Annotated in this window: 20 protein-coding genes and 1 pseudogene; 13 read left to right on the top strand and 8 right to left on the bottom strand. The window is 63.8% G+C overall.

The window, feature by feature from the left end; all coding sequences use genetic code 11:
• Positions 1–52: 52 nt before the first annotated feature.
• The 4 genes from QZY44_RS34345 to QZY44_RS34330 form a co-directional block, all read right to left on the bottom strand.
• Positions 53–1,915: an ABC transporter ATP-binding protein gene (locus tag QZY44_RS34345; protein WP_295458544.1), complete on the bottom strand. Its 1,863-nt coding sequence runs from the start codon at positions 1,913–1,915 to the stop codon at positions 53–55.
• Positions 1,912–3,804: an ABC transporter ATP-binding protein gene (locus QZY44_RS34340; protein WP_295458538.1), complete on the bottom strand. Its 1,893-nt coding sequence runs from the start codon at positions 3,802–3,804 to the stop codon at positions 1,912–1,914. Before QZY44_RS34340 ends, QZY44_RS34345 begins: the two co-directional genes overlap by 4 nt.
• A 176-nt stretch (positions 3,805–3,980) precedes the next feature.
• Positions 3,981–6,911 (bottom strand): TonB-dependent receptor, encoded by a 2,931-nt coding sequence (locus QZY44_RS34335; RefSeq protein WP_295458535.1) that lies wholly within the window; start codon positions 6,909–6,911, stop codon positions 3,981–3,983.
• A 319-nt stretch (positions 6,912–7,230) separates the two neighbouring features.
• Complete coding sequence (locus tag QZY44_RS34330) at positions 7,231–8,181, bottom strand: radical SAM protein (protein ID WP_295458533.1); 951 nt, start codon at positions 8,179–8,181, stop codon at positions 7,231–7,233.
• A 435-nt stretch (positions 8,182–8,616) separates the two neighbouring features.
• On the opposite strand from QZY44_RS34330, the gene QZY44_RS34325 reads away from it, so the two are divergent.
• From QZY44_RS34325 to QZY44_RS34275, 11 genes and pseudogenes are all read left to right on the top strand, one after another.
• Positions 8,617–10,566 (top strand): ABC transporter ATP-binding protein, encoded by a 1,950-nt coding sequence (locus tag QZY44_RS34325; protein WP_295458530.1) that lies wholly within the window; start codon positions 8,617–8,619, stop codon positions 10,564–10,566.
• Between the two features lie 432 nt (positions 10,567–10,998).
• Positions 10,999–11,151: pseudogene (locus QZY44_RS36105) on the top strand (hypothetical protein); the annotation flags it as partial.
• A gap of 73 nt (positions 11,152–11,224) precedes the next feature.
• The gene (locus tag QZY44_RS34315; RefSeq protein ID WP_295458523.1) at positions 11,225–11,950 is read left to right on the top strand and encodes a transposase; all 726 of its coding nucleotides are present in this window, start codon (positions 11,225–11,227) and stop codon (positions 11,948–11,950) included.
• 300 nt (positions 11,951–12,250) lie between these two features.
• The gene (locus QZY44_RS34310; protein WP_295458519.1) at positions 12,251–12,412 is read left to right on the top strand and encodes a hypothetical protein; all 162 of its coding nucleotides are present in this window, start codon (positions 12,251–12,253) and stop codon (positions 12,410–12,412) included.
• A 21-nt stretch (positions 12,413–12,433) separates the two neighbouring features.
• Positions 12,434–12,760, top strand: coding sequence for an EamA family transporter (locus tag QZY44_RS34305; RefSeq protein ID WP_365305902.1), 327 nt, complete (start codon positions 12,434–12,436; stop codon positions 12,758–12,760).
• A gap of 288 nt (positions 12,761–13,048) precedes the next feature.
• Positions 13,049–14,173: a sigma-54 dependent transcriptional regulator gene (locus QZY44_RS34300; protein ID WP_295458516.1), complete on the top strand. Its 1,125-nt coding sequence runs from the start codon at positions 13,049–13,051 to the stop codon at positions 14,171–14,173.
• A 39-nt stretch (positions 14,174–14,212) separates the two neighbouring features.
• Positions 14,213–15,430 (top strand): MFS transporter, encoded by a 1,218-nt coding sequence (locus tag QZY44_RS34295; protein WP_295458512.1) that lies wholly within the window; start codon positions 14,213–14,215, stop codon positions 15,428–15,430.
• 218 nt (positions 15,431–15,648) lie between these two features.
• Positions 15,649–16,338, top strand: a complete 690-nt coding sequence (locus QZY44_RS34290) for an energy transducer TonB (RefSeq protein ID WP_295458508.1) — start codon at positions 15,649–15,651, stop codon at positions 16,336–16,338.
• Positions 16,339–16,379: 41 nt separating this feature from the next.
• Positions 16,380–17,486, top strand: a complete 1,107-nt coding sequence (locus tag QZY44_RS34285; RefSeq protein ID WP_295458504.1) for a MotA/TolQ/ExbB proton channel family protein — start codon at positions 16,380–16,382, stop codon at positions 17,484–17,486.
• A 2-nt stretch (positions 17,487–17,488) separates the two neighbouring features.
• Positions 17,489–17,920 carry a biopolymer transporter ExbD gene (locus QZY44_RS34280; RefSeq protein WP_295458501.1) on the top strand — a complete coding sequence of 144 codons (432 nt, stop codon included), beginning with the start codon at positions 17,489–17,491 and terminating at the stop codon, positions 17,918–17,920.
• A gap of 23 nt (positions 17,921–17,943) precedes the next feature.
• Positions 17,944–18,366: a biopolymer transporter ExbD gene (locus QZY44_RS34275; protein ID WP_295458498.1), complete on the top strand. Its 423-nt coding sequence runs from the start codon at positions 17,944–17,946 to the stop codon at positions 18,364–18,366.
• Between the two features lie 373 nt (positions 18,367–18,739).
• Here the strand turns inward: QZY44_RS34275 and QZY44_RS34270 are convergent, their stop codons facing one another.
• Entirely contained in the window at positions 18,740–18,979 is a 240-nt protein-coding gene (locus QZY44_RS34270) for a molybdopterin-binding protein (RefSeq protein ID WP_295458495.1), read from the bottom strand.
• 288 nt (positions 18,980–19,267) lie between these two features.
• Between QZY44_RS34270 and QZY44_RS34265 the strand changes: the two genes are divergently transcribed.
• A complete protein-coding gene (locus tag QZY44_RS34265) occupies positions 19,268–19,894 on the top strand; it encodes a hypothetical protein (RefSeq protein WP_295458491.1) in 627 nt (208 codons plus the stop codon).
• Between the two features lie 27 nt (positions 19,895–19,921).
• Here QZY44_RS34265 and arsN2 read toward each other — a convergent pair whose 3' ends face one another.
• Positions 19,922–20,374, bottom strand: coding sequence for an arsenic resistance N-acetyltransferase ArsN2 (gene arsN2 / locus QZY44_RS34260; RefSeq protein ID WP_295458487.1), 453 nt, complete (start codon positions 20,372–20,374; stop codon positions 19,922–19,924).
• Between the two features lie 123 nt (positions 20,375–20,497).
• Here arsN2 and QZY44_RS34255 point away from each other — a divergent pair, with 123 nt between their 5' ends.
• Entirely contained in the window at positions 20,498–21,550 is a 1,053-nt protein-coding gene (locus tag QZY44_RS34255) for a DMT family transporter (protein WP_295458484.1), read from the top strand.
• Here the strand turns inward: QZY44_RS34255 and metX are convergent.
• Positions 21,547–22,707, bottom strand: coding sequence for a homoserine O-acetyltransferase (metX, locus tag QZY44_RS34250; protein ID WP_295458481.1), 1,161 nt, complete (start codon positions 22,705–22,707; stop codon positions 21,547–21,549). The two genes, QZY44_RS34255 and metX, sit on opposite strands and share 4 nt — an antisense overlap.
• A complete protein-coding gene (locus QZY44_RS34245) occupies positions 22,704–24,029 on the bottom strand; it encodes an O-acetylhomoserine aminocarboxypropyltransferase/cysteine synthase (protein WP_295458478.1) in 1,326 nt (441 codons plus the stop codon). The genes metX and QZY44_RS34245 overlap by 4 nt, the downstream gene beginning before the upstream one ends.
• Positions 24,030–24,316 lie beyond the last annotated feature (287 nt).

The raw sequence follows: 24,316 nt of genomic DNA, 5'->3' as shown, positions 1-24,316 counted from the left end.
GAAACACCGCCAGGATGACCTTGATGTCTCCCTTACGTCGCACTGCTGCGACTCAGGCGGCATAGGCGGCCAGCGGCGCTGCGATATCGTCAAAGGAATCATGGCTGCTGGAATGAAGTCGCGAGTAGAGGCCGCGGCGTTTCAAGAGTTCATCGTGGTTGCCCTGCTCGACGATCCGGCCCCGTTCCAGCACGATGATGAGATCGGCGTCGCGGATGGTGGCTAAGCGATGTGCGATCACCAGGCAGGTACGACCGTTGAGCAGGACCTTCAGTGCCTGTTGAATGGCTTGCTCGGTGAAGCTGTCGATGTTCGCGGTGGCCTCGTCCAGGATGAGAATCTTGGGCTTAGCGAGCAGCGCCCGGGCGAAACTGAGCAACTGACGTTGACCGATGGACAGGTTGCGGCCGCGCTGACCGAGCTGTGTGTCGTAGCCGTCCGGGAACTGCATGATGAAGTCATGGGCGCGGACGGCAACGGCCGCGGCGATGACGTCGGCCTTGTCAGCGCCAGTGACGCCGTAACGGATGTTGTCGTAGATACTCCCGGAGAACAGGAACGGCTCTTGCAGCACCAAACCGACCGTCTGTCCCAATGACTCCAGGCTGATATCCCTGACGTCGTGACCGCCAACCCGAACCTCGCCCTCCCACGCTTCATAGAAGCGGTGGATCAGGGCCGTGATGCTGGTCTTGCCCGATCCAGTCGGTCCGACCAGGGCAACGGTCTGGTGCGGTTTCACCGCAAAGTTCAGCGCGTGCAGGACCGGCTGGTCTGGCCGGTAGCCGAAAGTGACATTCCGAAACTCGATCCCCGGCGTCGCTTGCGTGATCTCGACAGGGTCAGGGCGATCGGCGATGGTGATCGGCAGGTCCAGCACCTCGAAGATCCGATGACCCGAGGCGGCCGCTCGCTGCATCATGGTGTACTGCATGGAGAGGGTGCGGATCGGGTCGAAAAAGCGCTGCACGTAAAAGATGTAGGCAACCATGACACCAACCCCGAGGGTCCCGCCAAGGACGGCCTCACCACCCACCACAACGACGATGGCGAGCGCCGCGCCGGTGAGAATATCCACGGCCGGGACCATGATCTGGGAGGCCTGGGACGAGCCGATCTGGGCCTCGAGGTTTTCCTGCACGAGCCCGGTATAGCGCTCGAAGTTGAATGCCTCCCGGCGGTTTTCCTGTACCGTACGAATGCCACTAATGTTCTCGGCCAAGGCGGCATTGACACTCGAGGAGGATTCACGGGCGCGTCGGAACTTGACCTTGGCCCAAGGAATCCAGAGCGCTCGCGCCAGCACCAACAGCGGCAGAACCGATAAGGTCAATAGGCCGAGTTTCAGGTCCATTCCGAGCAGCACCACAATGATGCCGATCAGCAGGAACAGATCGCCGATAGCCGACACTGAGTTTTCCAGGAACTCCTGGAGCGAGCCGACGTCGCCCTGGAGACGCGCCATGAGCCGCCCGACCTGGGTCTGATCCAAAAGTGAGAGGGAGACGTCCTGGAGGTGAGCGAACATCGCCCGGCGCAGGTCGAAGATTACGCGCTGCGCCAGGCAGGATGAGAGCCACTCCTGCACGAACTGCATAATGGCGTACAGGACGATCAGACCGCCAAATACCGACAAGACAGTCGTCAAGGCAATGGTCGATGTACCGACGGAAGCATCGATCGAGTAGCGGACGGTGTAGGGAATCGCCACCTGCACCGCGGTGAACAGCAGGACGGCCGACAGCGCGGCCACAAAATAGAGTCGATGGGGCCCAAAGAAGCCCCATAAGCGCTGGACAATGCGGCTGTCGAAACGCGTGAAGATCTCTTCACCCTGGTCGACCGCATTGCGCATCGAGCGGTCAGCGAAACCACCGCCGCCCCCGCCGCCACCGCCACCACCTGAGCTAATCATGATACTTGAGCCTCTTCGAGTGGGTGTCCCGCGGTCCCGAGATAGCCGTCCGTGCGGTTTTGTAGCGCCCACAAAGCCGCGTAGCGCCCCCCCGCCCCTATAAGGTGTTGGTGGTTGCCGCGCTCCACGATCCGGCCGCCCTCGAGGAAGACGATTTCATCCGCGTCTTTCAGTGCGCTCAACCGATGAGCAATGATAATGGTCGCCATGTGGTTGACCGCATCGCGCAGTGCGGCACGGACCCGTTGCTCGGTTGCCGCATCGATCGCCGCGGTGGAATCGTCCAGGATAATGATGTCCGGCTGGGACACCAGTCCGCGCGCGATGGACATGCGTTGCCGCTGACCGCCGGAGAGGCTCACACCCCGCTCGCCTACGCGGGTACTGTAGCCTTTGGGCAGCGTGGCGATATGTTCGTGGAGTTGGGCGATCGAGGTCGCCTCGATCACGCGTTCCTCTTGCGCCCAGGGGTCCGTATAGGCGACGTTATTATGGATCGAGGTATCGAAGAGGAAGATCTCCTGCTGGACCAGGCTGACCGAGCGACGTAACGACTGGAGGGTGACCCGCCGGATATCCTGACCGTCGATCGTGATACGACCGGCAGTGACGTCGTAGAAGCGGGGGATCAGGCCGGCGAGGGTGGATTTGCCACTGCCCGGGGCGCCGACAATTCCCAGGGTACGACCGGCCGACACCTCGATATTGATGTCAGTGAGTGCGTTGCGCGTGCTGCCGGGGTAGCTAAAGGCGACGTTCTCCAGCCGTAGTACCCCCTGGTCGATCACCAGATTCTTGGCGCCCGGCACGTCCGCAATCTCCGGCTGGGCATCCAGGATCTCGAACAGCCGCCGTCCGGAAGAGGTCGCGCGGGCGCTGGAGTTGACGACCATCCCCACCTGGCGCACCGGCTGCTGGAGAATACTCATGAAGGTCAGGAACTCGGTCAGCATACCGACCGTCAGGCTGCCGTCGGCCACCCGCCGGCCGCCGAAAAAGAGGACCAGGGCCATGGCGCTATAATAGGCGAGGTTCATCACGCTCATGGCGCCCATGCGGATGACGATGCGGCGATTAGACAGCTCCAGGGCAGCCTGGGCGATACGATCGAATTTGGCCAGCTCAAACGACCGCGAGGCGAAGGCGCGCACCACGCGCGATCCCTGGAGATTTTCTTCCATATCCAGAGTGAGATTGGACAACATCTCTTGCAGACGGTTCCAGGTCACCCGCAGCAGTGCCCCCATCTGGGTGGCCCGCCAGATGACAAAGGGGACGAAGCTCAAGGACAGCAGGCCCAATTGGAGGTCGGCACGCAATACCTGCCAGGAACCGACGCCCAACAGCAGGACCAGGGTGATAACCCGCAACACGCCGGTTTCCAAAAAACCGCGCACGCCTTCCAGATCGAGCATACCTCGGGCGATCAAGTCACCAGAGTGATTGGTGTCGTGGAAGCTGAAACTCATGTGCTGCAGCTTCTGGAAAAAAGCCAGCCGCAGATCGTAGCCGACACGCTGGGCGATGGCTTCACCGAGAAAACCCTGGAGCCCGGTGAGAGTGCCCCGCACCGCACAAGTGCCAACGATCAGCAGCGCGGTGGTCAACAAGGCGGCATGGGTCGCGGCGGGGTTGAACTGGCCGTCGACCAGCAAGTGGTGGGCCTGATCCACCGCCTGCCCGAGCAAGCGTGGGGTGATCAGGTTGAAGACCGCGGCGCCGAGGGCACAGCTGACCGCCGCCCCGCTCCAGATTGGGTAGCGCAGGGCCAGGCGGGTGAGCCGGCCGAGGATCTTCGGCATGGCCTTGACGTCGACCCGGGCGGCGGTCGGTTCCGCCGCTTGCTGGGGCGGCTGCGCCGTCATGATGAGGGAGGCAACCGTATTCATTGGCAGTCAACACCTATTGACTCAGGAGTCACGGCAGCTTCCCCTGGTGATTAGATCAGCCGGTCTGTTCAATCGTGTCATCGCGTATCCTTGATTGCAGCATGGCCGATGCAAGTCGGCCCTGGGGGTTGAGAACGCTGCGACGGGTCGGCCGGAGCCGACCCGTCGCAGAGCGCCTAGAACTTGGCGGTCCAGACCACCCCCACGAAGCGCCCGGGGGCGTAGGTGGTCGAGGCGATACCGGTACCGGCCTTGTTGAACGCCGTCCCAGCGACGACATAGCGTTGGTCGAAGACGTTCTGGGCGACGATATTGAGATCCCACCGCTTGCTCTCGGCGCCGACGCCGATCGTGAAATCGGTGGTCGAGTACCCGGGTATCTGGCCATAGCTGCTCAGGTCGACGGCCACGTTGCTCGCGCTTTGGTAGACCGTATTGAAGCTGCTGTGGAAGACGTTCCCGCCGCGGATCGGGAGGCGATATTCGGCGCCGAAATTGCCGGAAACCTTGGAGGCGCCCGGTAGGGTCCGCCCGGTGAGATCGACGACGGTGGCCACATCCGAGACCTCGGCCGGGGCGCCGGCGTTCTTGAAGTCCTTGTAAACGGCGGAGATAAAGGCGCCAGAGGCACGCAAATTCCAGTGCTTGAACCCGGTATAGGAGGTGTCGTACTCGATGCCCCGCAACTGCACCTTGGGGACATTGCCGGTGACCGTGCGCCAGCCGGTGGACGAGAGGGGATCAGCCGTCTGCAATTGCTGCTGATAGTCGGTGACGTCGGTCTGGTAAAGATTGACGTTGAGGACTAAGGTATTGTCGAGTAGCGAGTTCTTGATACCGAGCTCGTAGTCGATGACCTTTTCGGGCTTGGCGTTCTGCGGTGTGCCGTCGGTGGTATTGAAATACACCAGCCCGGATTTCTCGCCGTAGCTTACGGAGGCATACACGAAGATGTTGTCGGACAGCTTCCAGGAGGGGCTGAACAGGAGCGACGGCGCCGTGGAGTTGAGCGGTATGCCCGGCGTGATGCCATAGTAGGTGCCAAGCTGGGACGAGCGGATAGCGGTGGCATCCTTGAGCTGGTTTTGCTGGGCCGCGGTCAGACCCGCATAGGTTGCGGTGCCGAAGTACTTCAAAGCCGCAGCATTGGCAGCGGCCAGTTGCTGCGCCTGTTGCGCCCGCGTCCGATTGGCTAGCGTCGCCTGTGGCCCAAAGAGCAAAATGGCCGTGGCCGCGTCGTTATCGGCGGCGATCGCGTCGCCGGGACCTTTCTGCAGGAGGACATTGTTGATATTGTTAAAACGATTCTCCTGGGTCAGACGTGCACCAAGGGTGAGCGTGCCCTTCTCCGTGAAATGCCAGTTCAGTTGACCAAAGCCCGCCAGACTGCGGGTCCTGGGCCATTGGGACTGCACCGTCTGGATGTAGTTCAGCGAGTCGCTCAACAGCGAGCGGCCGGCCGCGTTGGCGTTGAGACGGGCGTATTGTGCATCGGTGGCGTAAAAGGCACCGGCATCTGGGCCATATTGACCCTTGAGGTTGGTTTGGTTCTGGTTCTCCAGGTAAAACAGTCCGGCCTGATAATCGATCGGACCGCCCAGCTTGGAGGTCAGGCGGAACTCCTGACTGAACTGCTTGAAATGGGCATCCGTGTTCCAGTTGTAAGTGACAGAGAACGGGGTGTTGTCGAAGTCGTTACGGGCATCGAAGCTGACGTCGCGATAGGCGCTGATGGAGGTGATAGTGTGATTCAGGACTTCCCAATCGACTTCTGCCGAGGCACCGAACTGGCCGTTCTGCACTGGATTCTGGGCGTCGGTCCAGAGCAGCGGACGACTGATGACATCGTTCGCTTGAAACCCGCTGATACGATTGGAGAACCAGTCGCGCGAAAGGCGCTCGGTGAAGCGCACCGAGCGGGCACTGAGGTTGGCGGGGGCACCGCGACTGCCGGGGATGCGCGAGGCACCGCTGGCGAAGGTCAAAGGGTCCCAGCCGAGGGTCACCGAGCCGGTGTTTCCCTCAAGGGTTTTCGGCAGGATATCGACGATAAAGCGCGCCTGAAGTTCGGGCGCCGGGGTAAACAGGAGCTGGAACCGGCCGGCCAGACGATCCCGGTTGCCGCTATAACTCTGCTGGGGGCTATAGACATTGGTGCGTTCGCCCTCCAGCCGCTCGACATTAAAGGAGGCGCGATAGGCCAGTAGCCCGTCGATCACTGGACCCGTGGCGGAGGCCTGGCCGAAATAGCTGTTCCGCTCCCCAGCCTCGCCCTGGAAAAAGTATTCGGGGGTAAAACTCGGCATCTTGGTGTTAATGACGAGCGCCCCGAGATTGGTATTCTTACCCATCAGGGTGCCCTGAGGACCACGCAGCACCTCGACCTGATCGATGTCGACCAGGTTCTGAAAGGAAAAGGCACTGTAACTGTAGAACACGTTGTCGACCATGACGCCGACGCTGGTCTCCATTGCATCGGTCTGACCCTGTTTGCCGAGGCCGCGGATCGTGGCGCTGGACTGACGGGCGTTGGATTGATTGATCTTGACGTTAGAGGCACGGTCGGCAACAGCTGCCAGGGTGTGACCATTTTCACGCAGCAGGGTCTGGCCGGTGACCACTGATACCGGGATCGGGACGGTCTGGAGCCGTTCCTCGCGATTACGGGCGCGGATGACCACCGCATCGAGGGTTTCAAAGCCCGCACCGTCGGTACTGCCGCCAGGGTTGGCGGTATCGCTTGCTGGGGCCTCAGCCTTACTGCCGGCTGGCGCCTTCTTGCTGGCGGGAGTCTTCTTAGGACTAGCGACGGCCGCTTGGCGGGTCGGCGCGGCGCCGGCAGCACCTTGGGGCTCGGCAACTGGCGCCGTTTGCGCTGGGAGCCCCTTGGCGGCGGCCAGCTCTTGGCGCAGCCTGGCGATTTCGGCCTGTAATTCGGCGACGACTTTATCGTCGGCGCTGAATGCCTGGCCCGGAGCCAGAATGGAGGCACTGAGCGTGACCGCCGCGGTCCCGAGGATGAGTCTGCGACCGCGGCCCGCACTGGTCTTGCTTTTTGTTTGGGCGACAGGGTCTTGCTGTGTCGGTCGTTCGATCTTTCTAAGCATTTTCTGTGAGCTGCAAAGGCCGATAGTTAAAGCAGGTCTCACATTAATTGCAGTTAACGTGCCATGGCGCTGGCCAGGCACCGCCAGCGGCAGATCGGCGCGCCGACTGAGTGGAAAAGGTCTTTATTTGTCTGTTGTTAAGCGATGTCACTGGGGTGTCGAGGGAGTACCTGCGCGAGGAAAAAGGCGAAGCTCAGGACTGGCGCAACTGCTGAAAGAAAATCAACCTGCGCCGGCTGCTGCTAGCTTGGCAACAGCTTGACGGTGGGGGGGCGTGAAGATGGGGGGACGGGAACGCTCGATCGGCCGCAATTGCGCTTCACTCGGAATCAGCATCGTACATTGGCGCTATGCACCACTCGCCGCGGTCGTGCCTGCATTGCACGAGCGACTGACGCACCATTTGGGCCAGTGTCTTGGCAAGGTCGCTGGCGCGAATGCCGGTGGCCACCGCGAGCCGGGGCAGGCTGGTCGGACCCCTCGCGAGCACCGCCGCGATCTCCTGGAAGAGCTCTGGATTGTCCCACGGCGCCAGCTCGCCCGGGCCCCGTCGGCGGACGGCCTGCACCTGTAGTGGGTAGAGGAAGTCGCGGACGCGCTGCAACGCCGCGTCACCCGGCGGCGCGACCCCGGGGTGCGGCGCCGGGCGATCCAGGCTGTTGAGCTGGATCGCATCGGGGGCGATGAGGGTGGCGGCCTGTTTCAGGGCCGCCAGTTCTTCCGGGCGATCGTTCTGGCCGGGTACCAGGAAGACTTCCAGCAGGAGCAGACCGGGAAAGCCCCGCCGGAATGCGGCGATGCCCTCGATCACCGCGTCCACCGTCAGCCCGGCGGCGGGCCGACAGATGGCGCGGAACGCGGCCGGCGTTGCGCCATCGAGCGAGGGTACGACCAGATCGGCAGCGGCCAGTTGCGCCTGGACCTCGGGGTCGCCGAGCAGGGTGCCATTGGTCAGCACCGCGACCGGATAGTGCGGATAGTGGCGCTTCAGGTGTCCGATCACGACGCCGATCCCGGTGTGCAGGGTCGGTTCGCCCGCCCCCGAAAAGGTCACGTAATCGAGCGGCGGGCGCGCCGCCAGATAGTCGTCCAGCTCGGCGATGACCTGATGCGTCGGCACCAGTTCGGCCCGCCGTAGCGTCTGGTCGGTGGTCCAGCCACACTCGCAATAGACGCAGTCCAGCGTGCAGGTCTTGAAGGGCAGGAGGTCGATGCCGAGCGAACGCCCCAGGCGGCGTGAATTGACGGGGCCAAAGAGAAAGCGCTTCATCGGTGCGTCCGGTTAGTCTAGAAAGGACAGTTGTCACGCCAAGGCGCCACGCGCGCCAAGGTTTTTCAGCGTGTTGTCGGTGCTGGGCCATTCACCAGACGGGGGCTCTGGATGCCTGGTGTATCTTGCTGTTTTGCTTCGCGAGCTTGGCGCCTTGGCGTGAGTAATTGCGGCATTTAGGTTAGGGCGCCGGGGTGCGTAGGGCAAGCGGGCGCACTGCCGCGGGTCGCGGCGGTCGGCCCCGCGCCCTGCTCAATGTGCAGCAGGGCCTTGCCCGCCGCTGGCCCCTCGGCAACAGCACCAGGGAACAGGTCGCGCGGAGCGGCCACCGGGGCCGTGGCGCGCCAACACCTTGGGCGATTCGGCATGGACTTTGCGTCACGTCCCCGGTTGCACCCTAACCGGCCCCGGTGGCTGCCCACGTTCAGGACGGATATGTTCAATTTTCTCGAATCGCTGATTCACGGCACCCGCACCCCGGGGCCCGGAACCCCGCCGCCGGGGCTGCTCGCCTTCTACTGGCACTTTATCGGTCAGACGCCCGGCCCCTACCTGGCAATGTTGTTCACCAGCCTCAGCGTCGCCCTGGTGGACATGTGTATCCCGGTGTTCATCGGCAAGTTGGTGGTACTGATGCAAGCGCCGGAGCGGGCGGCGGCACTCACGGCGCAGGCGCCGGTGCTGCTGGGGATGGTCGCGCTGGTGCTGTGCGGGCGGCCACTGATCCAGTTCGCCGATATCGCGATCCGTCACAACGTGCTGATCCCGGGCGCCACTAACTTGGTGCGCTGGCAGAGCCATTGGCATGTCGTGCGGCAGAGTTGGCCGTTTTTCCAGCAGGACTTTGCCGGCCGGATCGCCAACCGCGTCATGCAGACCGCGCAGTCACTGCGCGAGAGCGTGATGTCGGCGCTGCGCGCCGTCCTTTATCTTGCCATCTACGGTCTCTCTGCGCTGGCACTGATGGCCCATTCCGACTGGCGACTAGCGCTGCCTACCCTGGTCTGGCTGTGCGCCTACGCGGGGCTCCTGCGCTACTTCGTGCCGCGCCTACGCCGGCTTGCCATGCAAAGCTCGGAGGTGCGCTCGCAGGTCATGGCCCGGGTGGTGGACAGTTACACCAACATCCTGACCGTCAAGTTGTTCGCCCGCGTGGCCGACGAGGATGCCTATGTGCGCGAGGTCCTGGACGAGCACCAAGCGGCGGTGGCGAGACACATGCGCATGACCAGCCAGTTCATGTTCACCCTCCAGGCGATGAATGCGCTGCTGTTGACCAGCACCGCGGTGATCGGCGTAACGCTCTGGGGCCAAGGGCTGATCGGCGCCGGCCTGGTGGCCACCGCCGTCCCGCTGGCCTGGCAGATCACCAACACGGCCGGCTGGGTATCGTTTGAGATCGCCGGCATCTTCGAGAATATCGGCGCCGTACTGGACGGCATGCAGACCATCACCGTGCCACATGCGCTGGTGGATGCGCCCAACGCCCGAGCGCTCGCGGTGCCGCGCGGCGAGATCCGCTTCGAGCGGGTGAGCTTCGGCTACGGCACCGGCACCCCGGTCATCGACGCGCTGGACCTGGTGGTCCGCCCCGGTGAGCGGGTGGGACTGGTCGGCCGCTCGGGGGCCGGCAAGTCGACGCTGGTGAGTCTGTTGTTGCGTTTTTTCGAACCCGAGCAGGGCCGGATTACGATCGACGGCCAGGACATTCGCGACGTGACCCAGGAGAGTCTGCGCGCGGCCGTCGGACTGGTGACCCAGGACACCTCACTGCTGCACCGCTCGATCGCCGCCAACATCGGCTACGGCCGCCCGCAGGCAACCCCGGACCTCGTGGAGGCGGCGGCGCGCAAGGCCCAGGCCCACGACTTCATCCTGGCACTGAAGGATTGGCATGGTCGGGCTGGCTACGAGGCCCACGTCGGTGAGCGCGGGGTGAAACTCTCCGGCGGTCAGCGCCAGCGGATCGCCATCGCCCGCGTCATCCTCAAGGATGCCCCGATCCTGCTGCTCGACGAGGCCACCTCCGCGCTCGACAGCGAGATCGAGCAGGCGATTGCGGAGCAGTTGATCGGTCTCATGAGCGGTAAGACCGTCATTGCGATCGCCCACCGGCTCTCGACCATCGCCCGCATGGACCGACTGATCGTGCTCGATCGCGGCCGCATCGTCGAGCAGGGGACGCACGAGGCGTTGCTGCGTCTGGACGGACATTACGCGGCCCTCTGGCGCCACCAGTCAGGCGGCTTCCTGCCCGACGTATTACCGCAAGAGGCGTCGCCGAAAGTTGCCTTGCAGGTCCGCAGAGTTGATGGCCTATCGGCGGCACAACCACTGGATATCCTTTCCCCGCTCCACCGCTTGGTACCGCAAGCCGCAGGCTAACTTTTCCGACTACAAACCATGCCGGTCGACTATCGACCTCCGAAAAACAGATTGGCAACCCACCCGCGGCCCGCGGCCCGCGGTAACCTACCATTTTAGCTGCGGACCTCGCACAACGTCCTGGCAACTATTCGCACTCGGTTCGGCATTCTTTGCGGGACTGACCGCCATCCTCGGCAAGCTCGGCGTGGAAGGACTGAACTCTAATTCTATTTTGTCAGATTGATTGGGCTACCCATTCGCGATGGATTCATATAAAATAACTCATTTTTTGATAAGAGCAAATCACGATGAAGTCGTAAAAATACTGCCACCCCTTGCCGGCAAAATGCCCTTCAGGGCCTGCCAGCGGCGCTCAGCGCCCATCTGGAGCCTTTCTCCCGGTTTTTCCGCTCTTGCACCCGCGACGCCACAGCGAACTTTGGCGGCTATATGCGCGGGTTGTTCCAATCGGAGCGGGCCAACATGCTGCGCATGAGCGAAGTCAACGCGGTTGATCATCAGTCGATGCAGCATATGCTCGCCGAAGGCGCGGTCGACTGGGACGGATTCGGCGACCAGTTGGCCCAAGAGGCCAACATGCTGCTGGGCAGCGCGCAGTCGGTGTTGCTGATCGACGAAAGCGGCATAGCCCAAGAAGGGCGAACGTTCGGCCGGGGTGGCCCGGCAATGGAATGGCCGGCTGGGCAAGGTCGACAACTGCCAGGTGGGCGTGTTCGCGGCCCTGTGCCGGGGGGAGACGGCCAGCCTGGTGGACGCCCGACTGCATCTGCCCCAGGCATGGGCGGACGACGCATTGCGTTGCGAGCAGGCGGCCATCCCGGAGAACGCCCGCGACTACCGCAGCAAGAGCGCGCTGGCACTGGAGATCGTCGCCACGGCGCGGCGGCGTGGGCTGCGCTTCGGGTACGTCGCGGTGGACGGTGGCTACGGCAAGGAACCCGCCTTTCTGTACGGGCTCGACGCCTTGGGCGGCCGATTCGTCGCCGATGTCCTTTGCAATCAATCGGTTTATCTTCAGGACCCTGCTGCGCAGGTGCCCGCGTGGTCGGGACGCGGGCGCCGCCCACTGCATCCGCAGGCGCAGTCGGCCGCGGTGCGGGTCGACCACTGGGCCGCCTTGCAGCCGGCCGACGCCTGGCAGCGCCTGTGCCTGCGCGGGGGTGAGAAAGGGCAACTGGTCGCCGAGTACCTGCATACCCGTGTCTGGGTCTGGGACCACTCCCAAGCCCAGGCACGCTGCTGGCATCTGTTCGTGGGGCGGGAAGTCGGTGCCACTGAGATCTCCCACTATTGTCTGTCCAACGCCCCCGAACACACGCCTTTGACCGAACTGGCGCGCGTCCAGGCCCAGCGGTTTTTTCATCGAGCACAGCTTTCGTGAGGCCAAGAGCGAATGCGGCCTGGCCGACTATCAAGTGCGCCGTTGGGATGCCTGGCATCATCATATGGCCTTGGTGATGTTGGCGACACTGTTCCTGGCCAAACAGAAAATCCAGGGCCGGACGCAGTGGCCGATGCTCTCGTTCAACCTAGAAAGAGCAATTATCCACAGATGAACACAGATTATCAAAGATGATTCATTGACTTACGCTTGGCCGGGGACTCACCTTCCCGGTGATTGTGACAGTAGCGATAAGCGTATGAACATTCGAAAAAAATCTGTGTTCATCTGTGTTCATCTGTGGATTGTAGGTTCAACGATTTGGTCACGGCCCTGGCCCATCTGCTACCCCGTCGCCAGCTCACCGCCGAAGACTTGGCGGAGATCATCACCAAGCGCCACAGTATGCGGGAGCAGGCCAAGGAGTCCCATGCCCGAAGGACTGCGGCGGCGTTGGAATGAATCTGACAAAGTAGAACTAACCTGGCCACCCTGATCCGGACCCTGGTTATTCTGGTCATGACGGCCGGCATCCTCACCGCACGTGGCGAATGGTCACTGCCCGGCGCGATGAGGCTTCAACCCCTTTCTTTTCTGGCCCTCTCCGGCCTGGCAACGGGTTGTTCCTGGCTGCTCTATTACCGCGCGCTGCAACTGGCGCCGGCCTCTCTGGTGGCACCCATCGACAAATTGAGCGTGGCCTTTGCCATCGTCCTGGCGGTCCTCTTTCTGGGTGAAGCCGTGACGCTCAAGCTCACACTCGGCGGGCTGTTCATCCTTGTGGGGGCGCTGATCCTCGCTTGGCCTTAGACCGCCTCGCCCGTCCCCGATGGCCGACCGCGGGTTCTTCCCGAGGCCCTTGCGCGCGTCACCAATGTCGTGGCGATGCCTTGATTCTGAAATAACATCGTCAAAAAAAAGCACACATGGAGCCGCTCACACTGGTCCTCAATCCGTGCGTCATGCGGCCAACCCACCCATCCCGGTACCGGCCGGACATGATTCTGAATTTCATCGCACGATTCCTTCCTTCCGTCACTAGCCGAAAGCCCCTAATGTAGCACAACACTCGTATTCGCACCTTCGGAGGCGCGCGACATGCATCAGCCGTCAAACCTCGTCAAACTGCTGACCCTGCCCAACGCCGCAGAGCTCACCACCTCGATTCGGGCGAAGGCGATGACCTTCCACGACCAGCGCTCTCGTGATCTCTTGTCCTATCTGGAGCGGGTCGCGCCGACCGACGCCAACATCCTCATGATCGGCGAGACCGGCACCGGCAAGGAGTTGGTCGCCCGTTTCCTGCATGATCAAAGCGGTCGCACCGGTCCGTTCGTGGCGGTGAATTGCGGTGCTTTCACTGAAAGCCTGATCGAGGCGGAACTCTTCGGTCATGAAAGCGGCGCCTTCACCGGCGCCCAGCACGCACGCGCAGGCTGGTTCGAAGCCGCCAGCGGCGGCACCCTGTTCCTCGACGAAATCGGCGATATGCCGCTGCCCCTGCAGGGCAAATTGCTGCGCGTGCTCCAAGAGCACTGTGTGGTGCGCATCGGCTCGCGTAAGGCCATTCGGGTGGACGTGCGTCTGGTGGCGGCCACCAATGTGAACCTGGAGCGCGCGGTGGAAAACGGCCTGTTCCGCCGTGATCTTTTCTATCGGCTCGACGTCGCTCCGGTCAAATTGCCGCCTCTGCGCGAGCGCCGCGGCGATATCCTGCCGCTGGCCGATCACTTCATTACCCAGTATGGGCAAAAACTGCACCTCAGCGACGTCACGATCACCCCCGAAGCGGAACGGCAGTTACTAACCTATGATTGGCCGGGAAACATCCGCGAACTCGAGAACGTGATCCATTTCGCCCTCATCATGTCACAGAACCAGCGGATCGAAGCGCACGATCTGCGCCTTCCCAGCCAGGCCGCAGGGGCTTGCCACTATGGCGGCAGCACCAATGAAAGGTTCATCGCGGTACTTCATGACATGTTCGCGCAGGAGGACTCGGAAGCGCTTTACGAGCGGGTTGAGCGCCTGCTGGTGACTGCCGCCTTCGCACATTGCGGCAGCAACCAGGTACGTACCGCCAAACACCTCGGTATCTCACGCAACATCTTACGCGCGCAGCTCAAACGTTTTGGACTGCTGGGTAGTTCTGCTGAGGGCGCCGACAGCGACGAAGAGCTCAAGAGCGTCGGCATGACGATCGATCCACTGGGCTACTCCTGATGGTTGACACGCTACGCTCACGATTAATAGGGAGGCTAAGTGCCGAAAGTTGGCAATAGCTATCTGGCCGGTTTCATGGCCTTGGGCGTACTCACAGGAACGACCAACGGCATTGCCAAGGTAGCCATGCCCCTGGTGGCCGTCTCACTGAACGCACAGCAGTGGCAAGTCGGTGTCGTGGGTGGCATTCAGTTCCTTGGGATGCTGCTTCTATCGCTGCCGCTGGGCGCGGTGATCGACCGCTATGGCCCGCGCGCACCCTTCCGTTTCGGTGCGGCCTGTGGTGCCATAGTCTTCCTGTTGGTCCTGAGTCAGGCAACCGCGCCCTGGCAGCTCATACTGGGGGTTACCTTGTCCGGCTTTCTGGCGCCTTTTCGGATCGTGCCAACGAATACCGAGTTCCTGCATCTATTGCCGCAAATGGGCCTGAACAAGGCAGGCTGGCAGCGTGCGGCCCACACCTTGGGGATGTTTTTTATCGGCCCGACACTGGGGGCCTTGCTGCTCGGATGGCTGGGTTACCCCGACCTCTTTCGCCTGGTCGCCGCCGGCATGCTGATGACGCTCTTGATCGGCAGCGGCGTGCTGTCCGGGAGTGCTCAGGGCCAGCGCAGCAACACCACACCGTTTCTGGAGCGGCTGCGTCTTCAGTTCGATATTGTCGCCCAACGTGCGGAATTAAGGCACAGTATGCTGATCGAGTTCTGCGGCCAGACCGCTATGTCATACTTCAATGTATTCATCATCCTGGTGGCAATCCGCGAGTTCCACTTGTCCACCGAATTGGCAGCCGGACTGATCACCGTCCAGGGCGCGGTGTTCGTGGTCACCCTGCTGCTGACCGGCGGCTGGCTCGCCCGCTGGGCCGAGACCTCGCGCTATGCGTTGGCCTTTGGCGTACTGCTGGTCACTCAATTGTTGTTCGCGTTTCCGGTGACGGTCGCCTCCCTGTGGCTTGGTGCCGTACTTCTAGGGGTCGGACTCGGCATCCAACATGTCACCAGCCTCAATCGGTTCGCGGCCTTAACACAAGAACTGGGCCGGGGACGGGTCGGCGGTATGTTCTCACTGGCCGGTCCGCTGGGCGGCCTCACCGGCGCCAGACTCGGCGGCGTGCTGAGCCAACACTTTGGAGTGCTGGCGGGGTTTCGCGTGCTGATCCTGGTCTATGTGGCGCAGCTGCTATGGCTGGCGGGTCGCCCGCCCGACATCCGAGCCCAGATTCAGTATCGAGGCCGAGGAGAGCCTCTAGCCTAGCTCCGGCAATTGCTCACGCCCAAACCTGTTGAGTATGCACCAGCCTGGCGATGGCAGCTGCTGCACCCGCAGCAGCAATAATGGTACCTTGGTGCGTCCACCACTGGTCGCACCGAGCTAAAGCCACGCCGGTTCTATATGCGCGACGCCTGGCGCGCGCCGTTTTGGTTTGGCACGGCTTCTGCAATCACATCGCTATCATGACTTGAGGCGCAATTATGAGCTATGGCCTACAAAGCAGGAATCCGAGCCGCCATGTGACGGCCATCGGTGGCGTGGTGCTCCTGCATTTAATCATTGGTTACGCCTTGCTGAACGGTCTCGCGCGCAAGGTAGTGGAGATTTACGAAAAGCCGGTCCCGGTGACCATTCTCGCGGCCGCCCCGCTGGTCGTGGAACCGCCAGCGCCGCCAGTGCCGACGCCGCCCCCGCCGGTGGCTCCACCGCCCAAGCCCAAGCCAGTGGTCACACCGCCGAAGCCCAAGCCGGTGGTGTTGGCGCCGAAGCCGAAACCGCCCGCCCCACGACCGCGTATTGCGGTCGAAGCGCTGCCAAGGCCGCCGACACCGCCGGCACCGCCGGTGCGCGCCCCCGCCCCGGTCAAGGCTGCGCCGGTGGCACCGGCGGCACCAGTGCCGGCCGCAGTCGGTGTCGTGTGCCCGAATCATATGGCCGTGCGCAGTCACGTCGCCTATCCGGCGCTGGCCCAGCGGCAGGGCTTGAGCGGGGAGGTCCTGATCGAATTTACCGTCGGCGGCTCGGGCGGCATCGGCAACATCTCAGTGCTGCGCGCCAGCAACCCGATGTTCGAGAGCGCGGCGCTCAGTGCCGTCCGCGCCTTCCATTGCTCCGGCCAGGGCCATCCTGTGCGCGTGCGCGTGCCCTTTACCTTCCGCATCGACAGATGAGTCGGCGCTGCCATCACACCACTACTCAACGGAGAATCCTGATGTCTCGTACCGCGCGCTTACGCACTTTGACAACGATCGTCGCCCTCGCAATGGGCGTGGTGGCGGCCGCGCCACTGCGCGCAGAGGGGGCCGGCACCGCCGCCGCTGGTGGCACCGCGCCGGCCCAGAGCACTGCGGCACCGGCCACGGCAGCGGTAGCGGTAGCCGCACCGGCCGCGGCATCGGCGGCACCGGCAGCGGGCGTACAAACGGCCACCGCGACAGTCCCCAAGGCGACCGCCGAGCCCGCCGCAGCGGGCGGCGGCGCCCCAACCGCGGTCAAGGATGGCGCGGAGCGGGCCTCCGGTCTCAACGCGCTCTGGAGCGGATTGCGGGCCTTGCCCGAGCTGGCACGGGGCAGCACGGCCGGCTCCAGCTCCGCCTCCAAAGCGACGGTCGACAATCCCTATGGCATTGATGCACTGTGGCGGGGTAGCGACGTCGTGACCAAGGGCGCACTGGTGATCCTGCTGCTCATGTCGGCCGGTAGTTGGTATGTGATGTTCACCAAGCTCTTTGAGCAGTTCAAGCTGGGCCGACAGGCCCGCGCGGCCAATAAGACGTTCTGGGACGCGGGGGCCTTGCCACTGGCGATTGACACACTCCACCACAAGAGCGCATTTCATTACATTGCCCGCTCCGGCCTTGACGCCACCGAGCGCCACGAGGGATTGCTGGGCCACATCGATCTCAACACCTGGGTCAACCTATCCATCCAGCGCAGCATTGAGCATGTACAAAGCCGCCTGCAGGACGGCCTCGCGCTGCTCGCCACCGTCGGCTCCACCGCCCCCTTCGTCGGCCTGTTCGGCACCGTGTGGGGCATCTATCATGCGCTGACTGCCATCGGCATCGCGGGCCAAGCGTCGATCGACAAGGTTGCCGGGCCGGTCGGTGAGGCACTCATCATGACGGCGATCGGGCTCGCGGTGGCGGTGCCCGCGGTGCTGGGCTATAACCTGCTGGTCCGGCGTAATCGCGCCGCGCTGGAGCGGGTGCGGGCTTTCGGCTCCGAGTTGCATGCGGTGGTACTGGGCAGTGCCGGCGAACGTCCCCCGGTCGCTAAGCCGCAACCGACCTACTTCCTGCGCGCCGTGTCGAACTAGCCATGTCATTCCAATTGAGTTCGGGGGCCGAAGAGGACGAAGTCCTCTCGGCCATCAATACCACACCGCTCGTAGACGTGATGCTGGTGCTGCTGATCATTTTCCTGATCACCATTCCGGTCGTCACGCATACGGCCCCGGTGGCATTGCCAAAAGAGACCAACCAACCCCGGCAGGCCAAACTCGACAACATCAATCTCGCGGTGGCCGCCGACGGTGAGGTCTATTGGAATGAACAGGCGCTGGCGAGTTCAGATGAATTGCTGATGCGTCTGCAACAGGTCGTGCAGCAGGCGGGCACGCAGCAACCGGAGGTACAGGTGCGCGGCGATGCCGACGCACCCTATGAGTTCGTCGGCCGCGTCGTCCGTACGTGCCAGCAGGCAGGGATCGACAAAGTCGGATTTATCGTTGAGCCCCCCCCCAGAGGTTGAGAGTCCATCATACTGCCATGGCCATGAATTTCCCCTCAAGCGGCTCCTCCGGCGAGCCCGACGTGCTGGTCGACATCAACACCACGCCGCTGATCGACGTGATGCTGGTGCTCTTGATCATGCTGATCATCACCATTCCGGTGCAACTGCATGCGGTCAACCTCAACCTGCCCGATGACACGCAACCGCCGCCGCCACTGCCGCCACCAGCAGCGATACGGATCGATATCACTGCCGATGGGACGATCCGCTGGAATGGCGAGGACGTGGCGCCGGACCAGCCACTCGATGCCCGGCTGGCGGGGGTCGCCGCCCAGCCGGAGCAACCCGAACTGCACCTGCACCCGGACCGGCGCGCGCCTTATCGGTTCGTCGCCAAGGTGCTGGCGGCCGGGCAGCGTAATGGCCTCACCAAGATCGGCATCACCGGGCAAGAACAGCTGTGAGTGCCTGCCGTTGATCCGGGCGCCCGACCGGCAGCGACGCACGCGTCGCCAGGTCTGGGCGGGATTGGTTGCAGGACGTATCAGGGTGGAGCGGAGCACCTGGGAGCGCCGACATGCTGTCGGCCAACCACCGCAAGCGGTTCGCGGTTTCGCGGTGAATCGCAAAGGGCCTAGTTGTCGCGAGGATCCAACGGCGCTTCGCGCCGTCGCCGACAGAATGTCGGCGTTCCCAGGTACGGCGGGGTTTGGTGTCGGCGAATACTTGCCCAGTCTCTAGCGCGGTGTCACGAGAGGCCGGTTCGCCGGAGTTATGATCGACGGGGGGCGCGACATAACAGCCCAGGGCAACGCCCTGGGACAGCAATCACCGCGATCAGGGAGCGTCTTGGTTGGCGGTGCGCAGCGTGGCAATCACCACATCGCTGGATTTGATCAGCGCCAGGACCTGGCTGCCGACCGCGAGCTTCAGGTGTTTGATGGAGCGGGTGGTGATGGTCGCGGTAACAATTCCCCCGTCGGTCTGTACATCGACCTCCGAGATGACCGGACCTTCAACGATTTCGATAATCCGGCCGCGAAACTGATTGCGGGCATTGACGGCAACAATGGGCATGGGACACCTATCAAGAGTGAATCGTCAGTAAGCGATCGGCCCCCATCCTTGCGTGATGGGAGAAGCGGTTGGCTGGTGCAACGGCAGGACCGAGCGTACCGGTCGCGGAGCCCTAAAGTCCGTCAACGCTGCCAGTCAGTGCCGCAGGGGCTTGAGCATCGCGGACAGCTTGCCTGCCGATGGCCGGCCGGCGAACTGATAAATTCTGATAAGCTAAGTGGCGATTTTACCCGGCGCCGTTGTGGCCAGGACGTTGACAAACGGCGCCGCATTTGCTCGACTAAGTCGATGCGGCGAGCTCTGAACCCTTATGCCAATTCACGACCGGTGCTGACCGCGCTAGTGCTGGCGGTGTGCACACTGGTGTTGCTCGGCTGCGGCCCGGGGTCTTCCGACGAGTCGATCCTGCGGGCCGAGTTCGCCATTCCCCGCGCCGCGAGGCTCGTCAGCGACGAAGCGCAGCCCAAGGAGGCGGGTTGGTTCGGTCGCGAAGGACTCAAGATCACGATCGTATTCCAGCTGAGCGAGGGCGACTACCGGGCCTATGTCGCTCGGGCGCAAGCGGCGGGAACCTGGGCCACGCTTCCCATCCCGGAGGACGTCTTACGTCGCATGGGTGCGGTCGAGACGGCCAAGACCTCGATCGCCCGGTCATATGAGGCGCAAGGCAAGCCGCTTCCCGCTGAGGGCTCGGTCTACAACCCGACGCAGCAGCAGCTACTCGAGCGGTTTACCGCGTCGCTCGCCCCGCAACCGGGTGACGGACTCTTCCAGGTGCGCTCGGCGGGAACCGATATCATGCGTGCGCGCAAGACGATCCGCCGCGAGCCCGAGCAAGACCTCAACGATTTCATGCTCGGGATGCTGGACCACGCGCAGCAGCGGATCATCATCAAGGTCAGCACCAGCTATTAGGCGGAAGGGTCGCTGCTAGTATCGTCTTCACGACGAAGGGGACAGGCGGCGATGCAGCAGGGCAGCGGCGGCAGGACAAAGAGAGTCATACTGGCGGCTGGCCTGGATCGCGGGCGGCGCCTGGGCGCGCTCGATGCGGGAAAAGCCGAGCTTGCGGGCGAGCCCTTCGACCGTGGTGGTCAATAGATAGACATCCGTGACCCCGGCCGTGCCCAGTTGCTCCAGCGCCCAGCCGGTCATGATCCCGCTCCAGCCCTGGCCGCGCTCGGCCGGCACCACCACCAGCGAGCGCAGCAGTACTGCCTCGCCCGCCAGTTCCCACCCGATGAAGCCGATCAGGCGGCCAGTCGCAGCACGAAAGCGAAAGAAGCGCCGACCGGGCTCGGCCAGGTCGTCGGTCGGAAGGCCAGTCATCCGCAGCGTTGCTGCCAACTCCGGCTCGCGAGAGTCGATCTCGTCGATGAGCGGTGGTTCTAGCATGAGTCTGTCACCTCGGCGCGCGACGGCGCCGTTTGAAGGCGAGAATAATCTCGGCCACCGGCACTCGCGACATTCGTCGCGGCCGGGGGGCCGCTCCTACCGAGGACCAGGATACCGACAACGATGAACTGGAAACACGGCCTCAGCCAACCCGGCGTACTCGCCGCCTTGGGCGCGGCACTGTTGTTCGGCGGCAGCACGCCACTCGCAAAGCTGCTGTTAGTGAGCATCAACCCCTGGTTGCTGGCGGGCCTGCTGTATCTCGGCTCGGGGGTCGGGCTGTCGGTCTACCGCCTGATACGCCGCGCACCAGCGGGGCGGCTCGCGCCCGGTGAGTGGCCCTGGCTGGCGGGGGCCATCCTGGCCGGCGGGGTGGTCGCCCCGGTCTTGCTGATGTTCGGGCTGAGCGGGATGCCCGCGGCGGGGGCATCGCTGTTGCTCAATGCCGAGGCCGTGTTCACGGCAGGCCTTGCGTGGTTGGTCTTCCGCGAGAACGTCGACCGGCGCATCGCCCTGGGGATGGCCGCCATTGTGGCCGGAGCGCTCGTGCTCAGTTGGCCGGGGGAGGCGCGGTTCGGCGCCGCGTGGCCCGCCTTGGCGGTGCTGGGGGCGGGCCTCGCCTGGGGGATCGACAACAACCTGACCCGCAAGGTGTCGCTGGCGGATGCGACCTGGATTGCCGCCATCAAGGGCCTGGCTGCCGGCAGTATGAATCTGCTGCTGGCACTGTGGCTCAACGCGGCCTGGCCGCCGCTGCCCAAGCTCGCCGCGGCGCTACTGATCGGCTTGCTCGCCTATGGCGTGAGCCTGGCCCTGTTCGTGGTGGCGCTACGCCATCTGGGGACGGCCAGGACCGGGGCCTATTTCTCCGTGGCCCCGTTTTTCGGCGCCGTGGTGGCGATCCCATTGCTGGGCGAGGCGCTGAGCCTGCCTTTGCTCATCGCAGGCGTCTTGATGGGGCTGGGGGTCTGGCTGCATCTGACTGAGCATCATCGCCATGAGCACGCGCACCCGGCGCTGGACCATGACCACGCGCATACCCACGATGCGCATCACCAGCACGCGCACGACGGACCGGTCCCACCTGACATCTCACATTGTCATGGTCACCGGCACCCTCCCCTGTCCCACGAACACGCGCATTTCCCCGACGCGCATCACTTACATGATCATTAGGGCGACAGGCGCAACTGCGGCCACCGCCGGTGACTTTCGTCTAAGCTCGGCGGGGCCGGCCGTGCCCTGGCCGGGACCCGGGGACGCGCGCTCTGCCGTTTGAAGCCGACCAGGTCCGCCTGATAGGCAGCGGCATCGATCAGGAAGCCGTCGTGACCATGGGAGGAGTGGATGTGCAACAGGCGGGCGCCCGGAATGAGGCGGGCCAACTCTTTCTGATCGCTGGGGCAATAGAGCGCATCACTGCGGATCGACCCGACTAAGACCGGGACCCGGATGCTCTGCAAAACGGACTGATAGTCACCGCGCCGCCTCGCCACATCATGGGTATCCAGCGCGTCGAGCAGTACGCGATAGCTGTTGGCGTCGAAGCGCTCGACCAGCGACCGGCCGTGGTGGCGCAACCAGCCGTTGACCGCAAAGTCACCGGGGTCGTCAGACTCTTGGCCGAAGACCTCGCCGCCCGCGGCACGGCCGAAGCGTTGCGCGAGCGACTCGGGGCTGCGGTAGGTCACCATCGCCACCGCGCGCGCCGCGGCCAAGCCGGCCGCCGGCGGGTCGTCCGGATCATAGTGACCATCACGATATTTCGGGTCGGCGGCCAGCACCCGGCGCTGCGCCTCGCTCCACACCAGGCACCAGGCCGAATGCCGGCCGGACGCGGCGATGCTGGCCACACTCCCCACCCGCTCCGGGTCCATCAAGGCCCACTCCAGTGCCTGTAACCCGCCCATGGAGCCGCCGAGCACCAGCCGGATGTGCCGTATTCCCAGCGCGTCGGCCAGCGCCATCTGGACCCTTACCTGATCGCGGATGGTCACGGCGGGAAAACGCCCGCCCCAGGGCCGGCCGTCCCGGGCCAGGCTGGTCGGTCCGGTGGTCCCGTAACAGCCGCCCAGGGCGTTGCTGCAGACGATGAAATCGCGCTCCGGGTCCAGTACGCGGCCGGGTCCGAACAGCGGCGCCCACCAGCGATCCGCATCCGCCGAGCCGGTCAAGGCATGGCAGACGACGATGGCGTTGTCGCCCCCCGGGGCCAGGGTGCCCCAGGTCCGATAGGCGATGCTGACCTCGGGCAGGATGGCGTCGGACTCCAGCGCGAACGGCTGACCCAGGGTCAGCCGCTGGAGCCCGGCGTCTGGCCGCGTTGCGGTCACGCGGCGGCCTCGAGCACAGAGCGCCGCAGGGCATGGTCGAAATCCGACTTGATGTCCTCGATATGCTCGATGCCGACCGACACCCGGATGAGATCCGCCCGCACCCCGGCCTGGCGCTGCTCGTCGTCCGACAACTGCTGGTGGGTGGTGCTGGCCGGATGGATCACCAGGGTCTTCGCGTCGCCCACGTTCGCCAGGTGACTGGCCAACTGGACCTGGTCGATGAAGCGCTGAGCCGCCTTGGCACCGCCGGCGATGCCGAAATTGAGCACCGAGCCGAAGCCGTTGCGCAGATAGCGCTTGGCCTTCGCGTTGTAGAGATTGTCCGGTAGGCCCAGATATTCCACCCAGGCGACCTGCGGATGGGCACGCAGCCACTGAGCCAATTCCAAGGCGTTGTCGGCATGGCGCTGCACCCGCAGCGACAGGGTTTCGACCCCCTGGATGAGTTGGAAGGCGTTGAACGGGGACAGGGTCGCGCCGATGTCGCGCAGCCCCTCGACCCGGGCGCGGATGGCAAAGGCAATATTGCCGAAGGGGCCACCGCTGCCGAACACCTCCCAGAAGTTCAGACCATGATAGCCGGGCGCGGGGTCGGTAAAGAGCGGGAACTTGCCGTTGCCCCAATCGAAGGTGCCGGCATCCACGATGATGCCGCCGATGGACGTGCCGTGCCCGCCGATCCACTTGGTGGCGGAGGCGACCACGATGTCCGCGCCGTAGTCGATCGGGCGGATGAGATAGCCGGCCGCCCCGAAGGTGTTGTCGACGATCAGGGGGATGCCATTCTCATGGGCGATCTTCGCCAACTCTTCGAAGTCCGGGACATTGAAGCGCGGGTTGCCGATGGACTCGACATACAGTGCCTTGGTATTGGCATCGATCGCCCGGCGGAACCCTTCCGGGTCATCGCCATCCACAAACTTCACACCGATGCCCAGCCGCGGCAGGGTCACCTTGAATTGGTTATAGGTGCCACCATAGAGAAAGGTGGTGGAGACGATATTGTCCCCGGCCTGGGCGATGGTCGTCAGGGTGGTGAACTGGGCGGCCTGACCGGAGGCGGTCGCCACCGCCGCCGCCCCGCCCTCCAGGGCCGCGATCCGTTGCTCGAACACATCGGTGGTCGGATTCATGATCCGGGTATAGATATTTCCGAATTCCTTGAGGGCAAACAGGCGCGCGCCATGGTCGGCGTCGTTGAAGGTATAGGAGGTGGTCTGGTAGATGGGCACCGCCCGCGCGTTGGTGCCGGGCGCCGGGGACTGGCCGGCATGGACCTGCAGGGTCTCGTAGCGATAGTTGCTCTTTATGTCACTCATGATCGGATTCCAGTGGTTGGGGGCAGCCTGCTGCCACTCTGGCGCGGATCACGCGGGGACTCAAATATGATTTTCGGCAAAGCTTAGATTGGCACTGCGCTTAAGAAAACGTCAGACCGCGTGACAGCCTTGATCATCGTTTTGGCCACCGAGGCGGGTCGGCCGGCCGTCAGGCCGACCGAGTGGGAGCGCCGCACCCCAGTGCGGCCCGGCCCATCCACAAAACGCGACGCTGCGGCCGCTTGCGAGATCGCGCCGCACTGGGGTGCGGCGCTCCCAGTGGGCGG

Source organism: uncultured Thiodictyon sp. (assembly GCA_903837595.1).
GTDB lineage: Bacteria > Pseudomonadota > Gammaproteobacteria > Chromatiales > Chromatiaceae > Thiodictyon.
The sequence above is the reverse complement of the archived record's forward strand: the minus strand, read 5'-3'. Positions and strand labels throughout refer to the sequence as shown.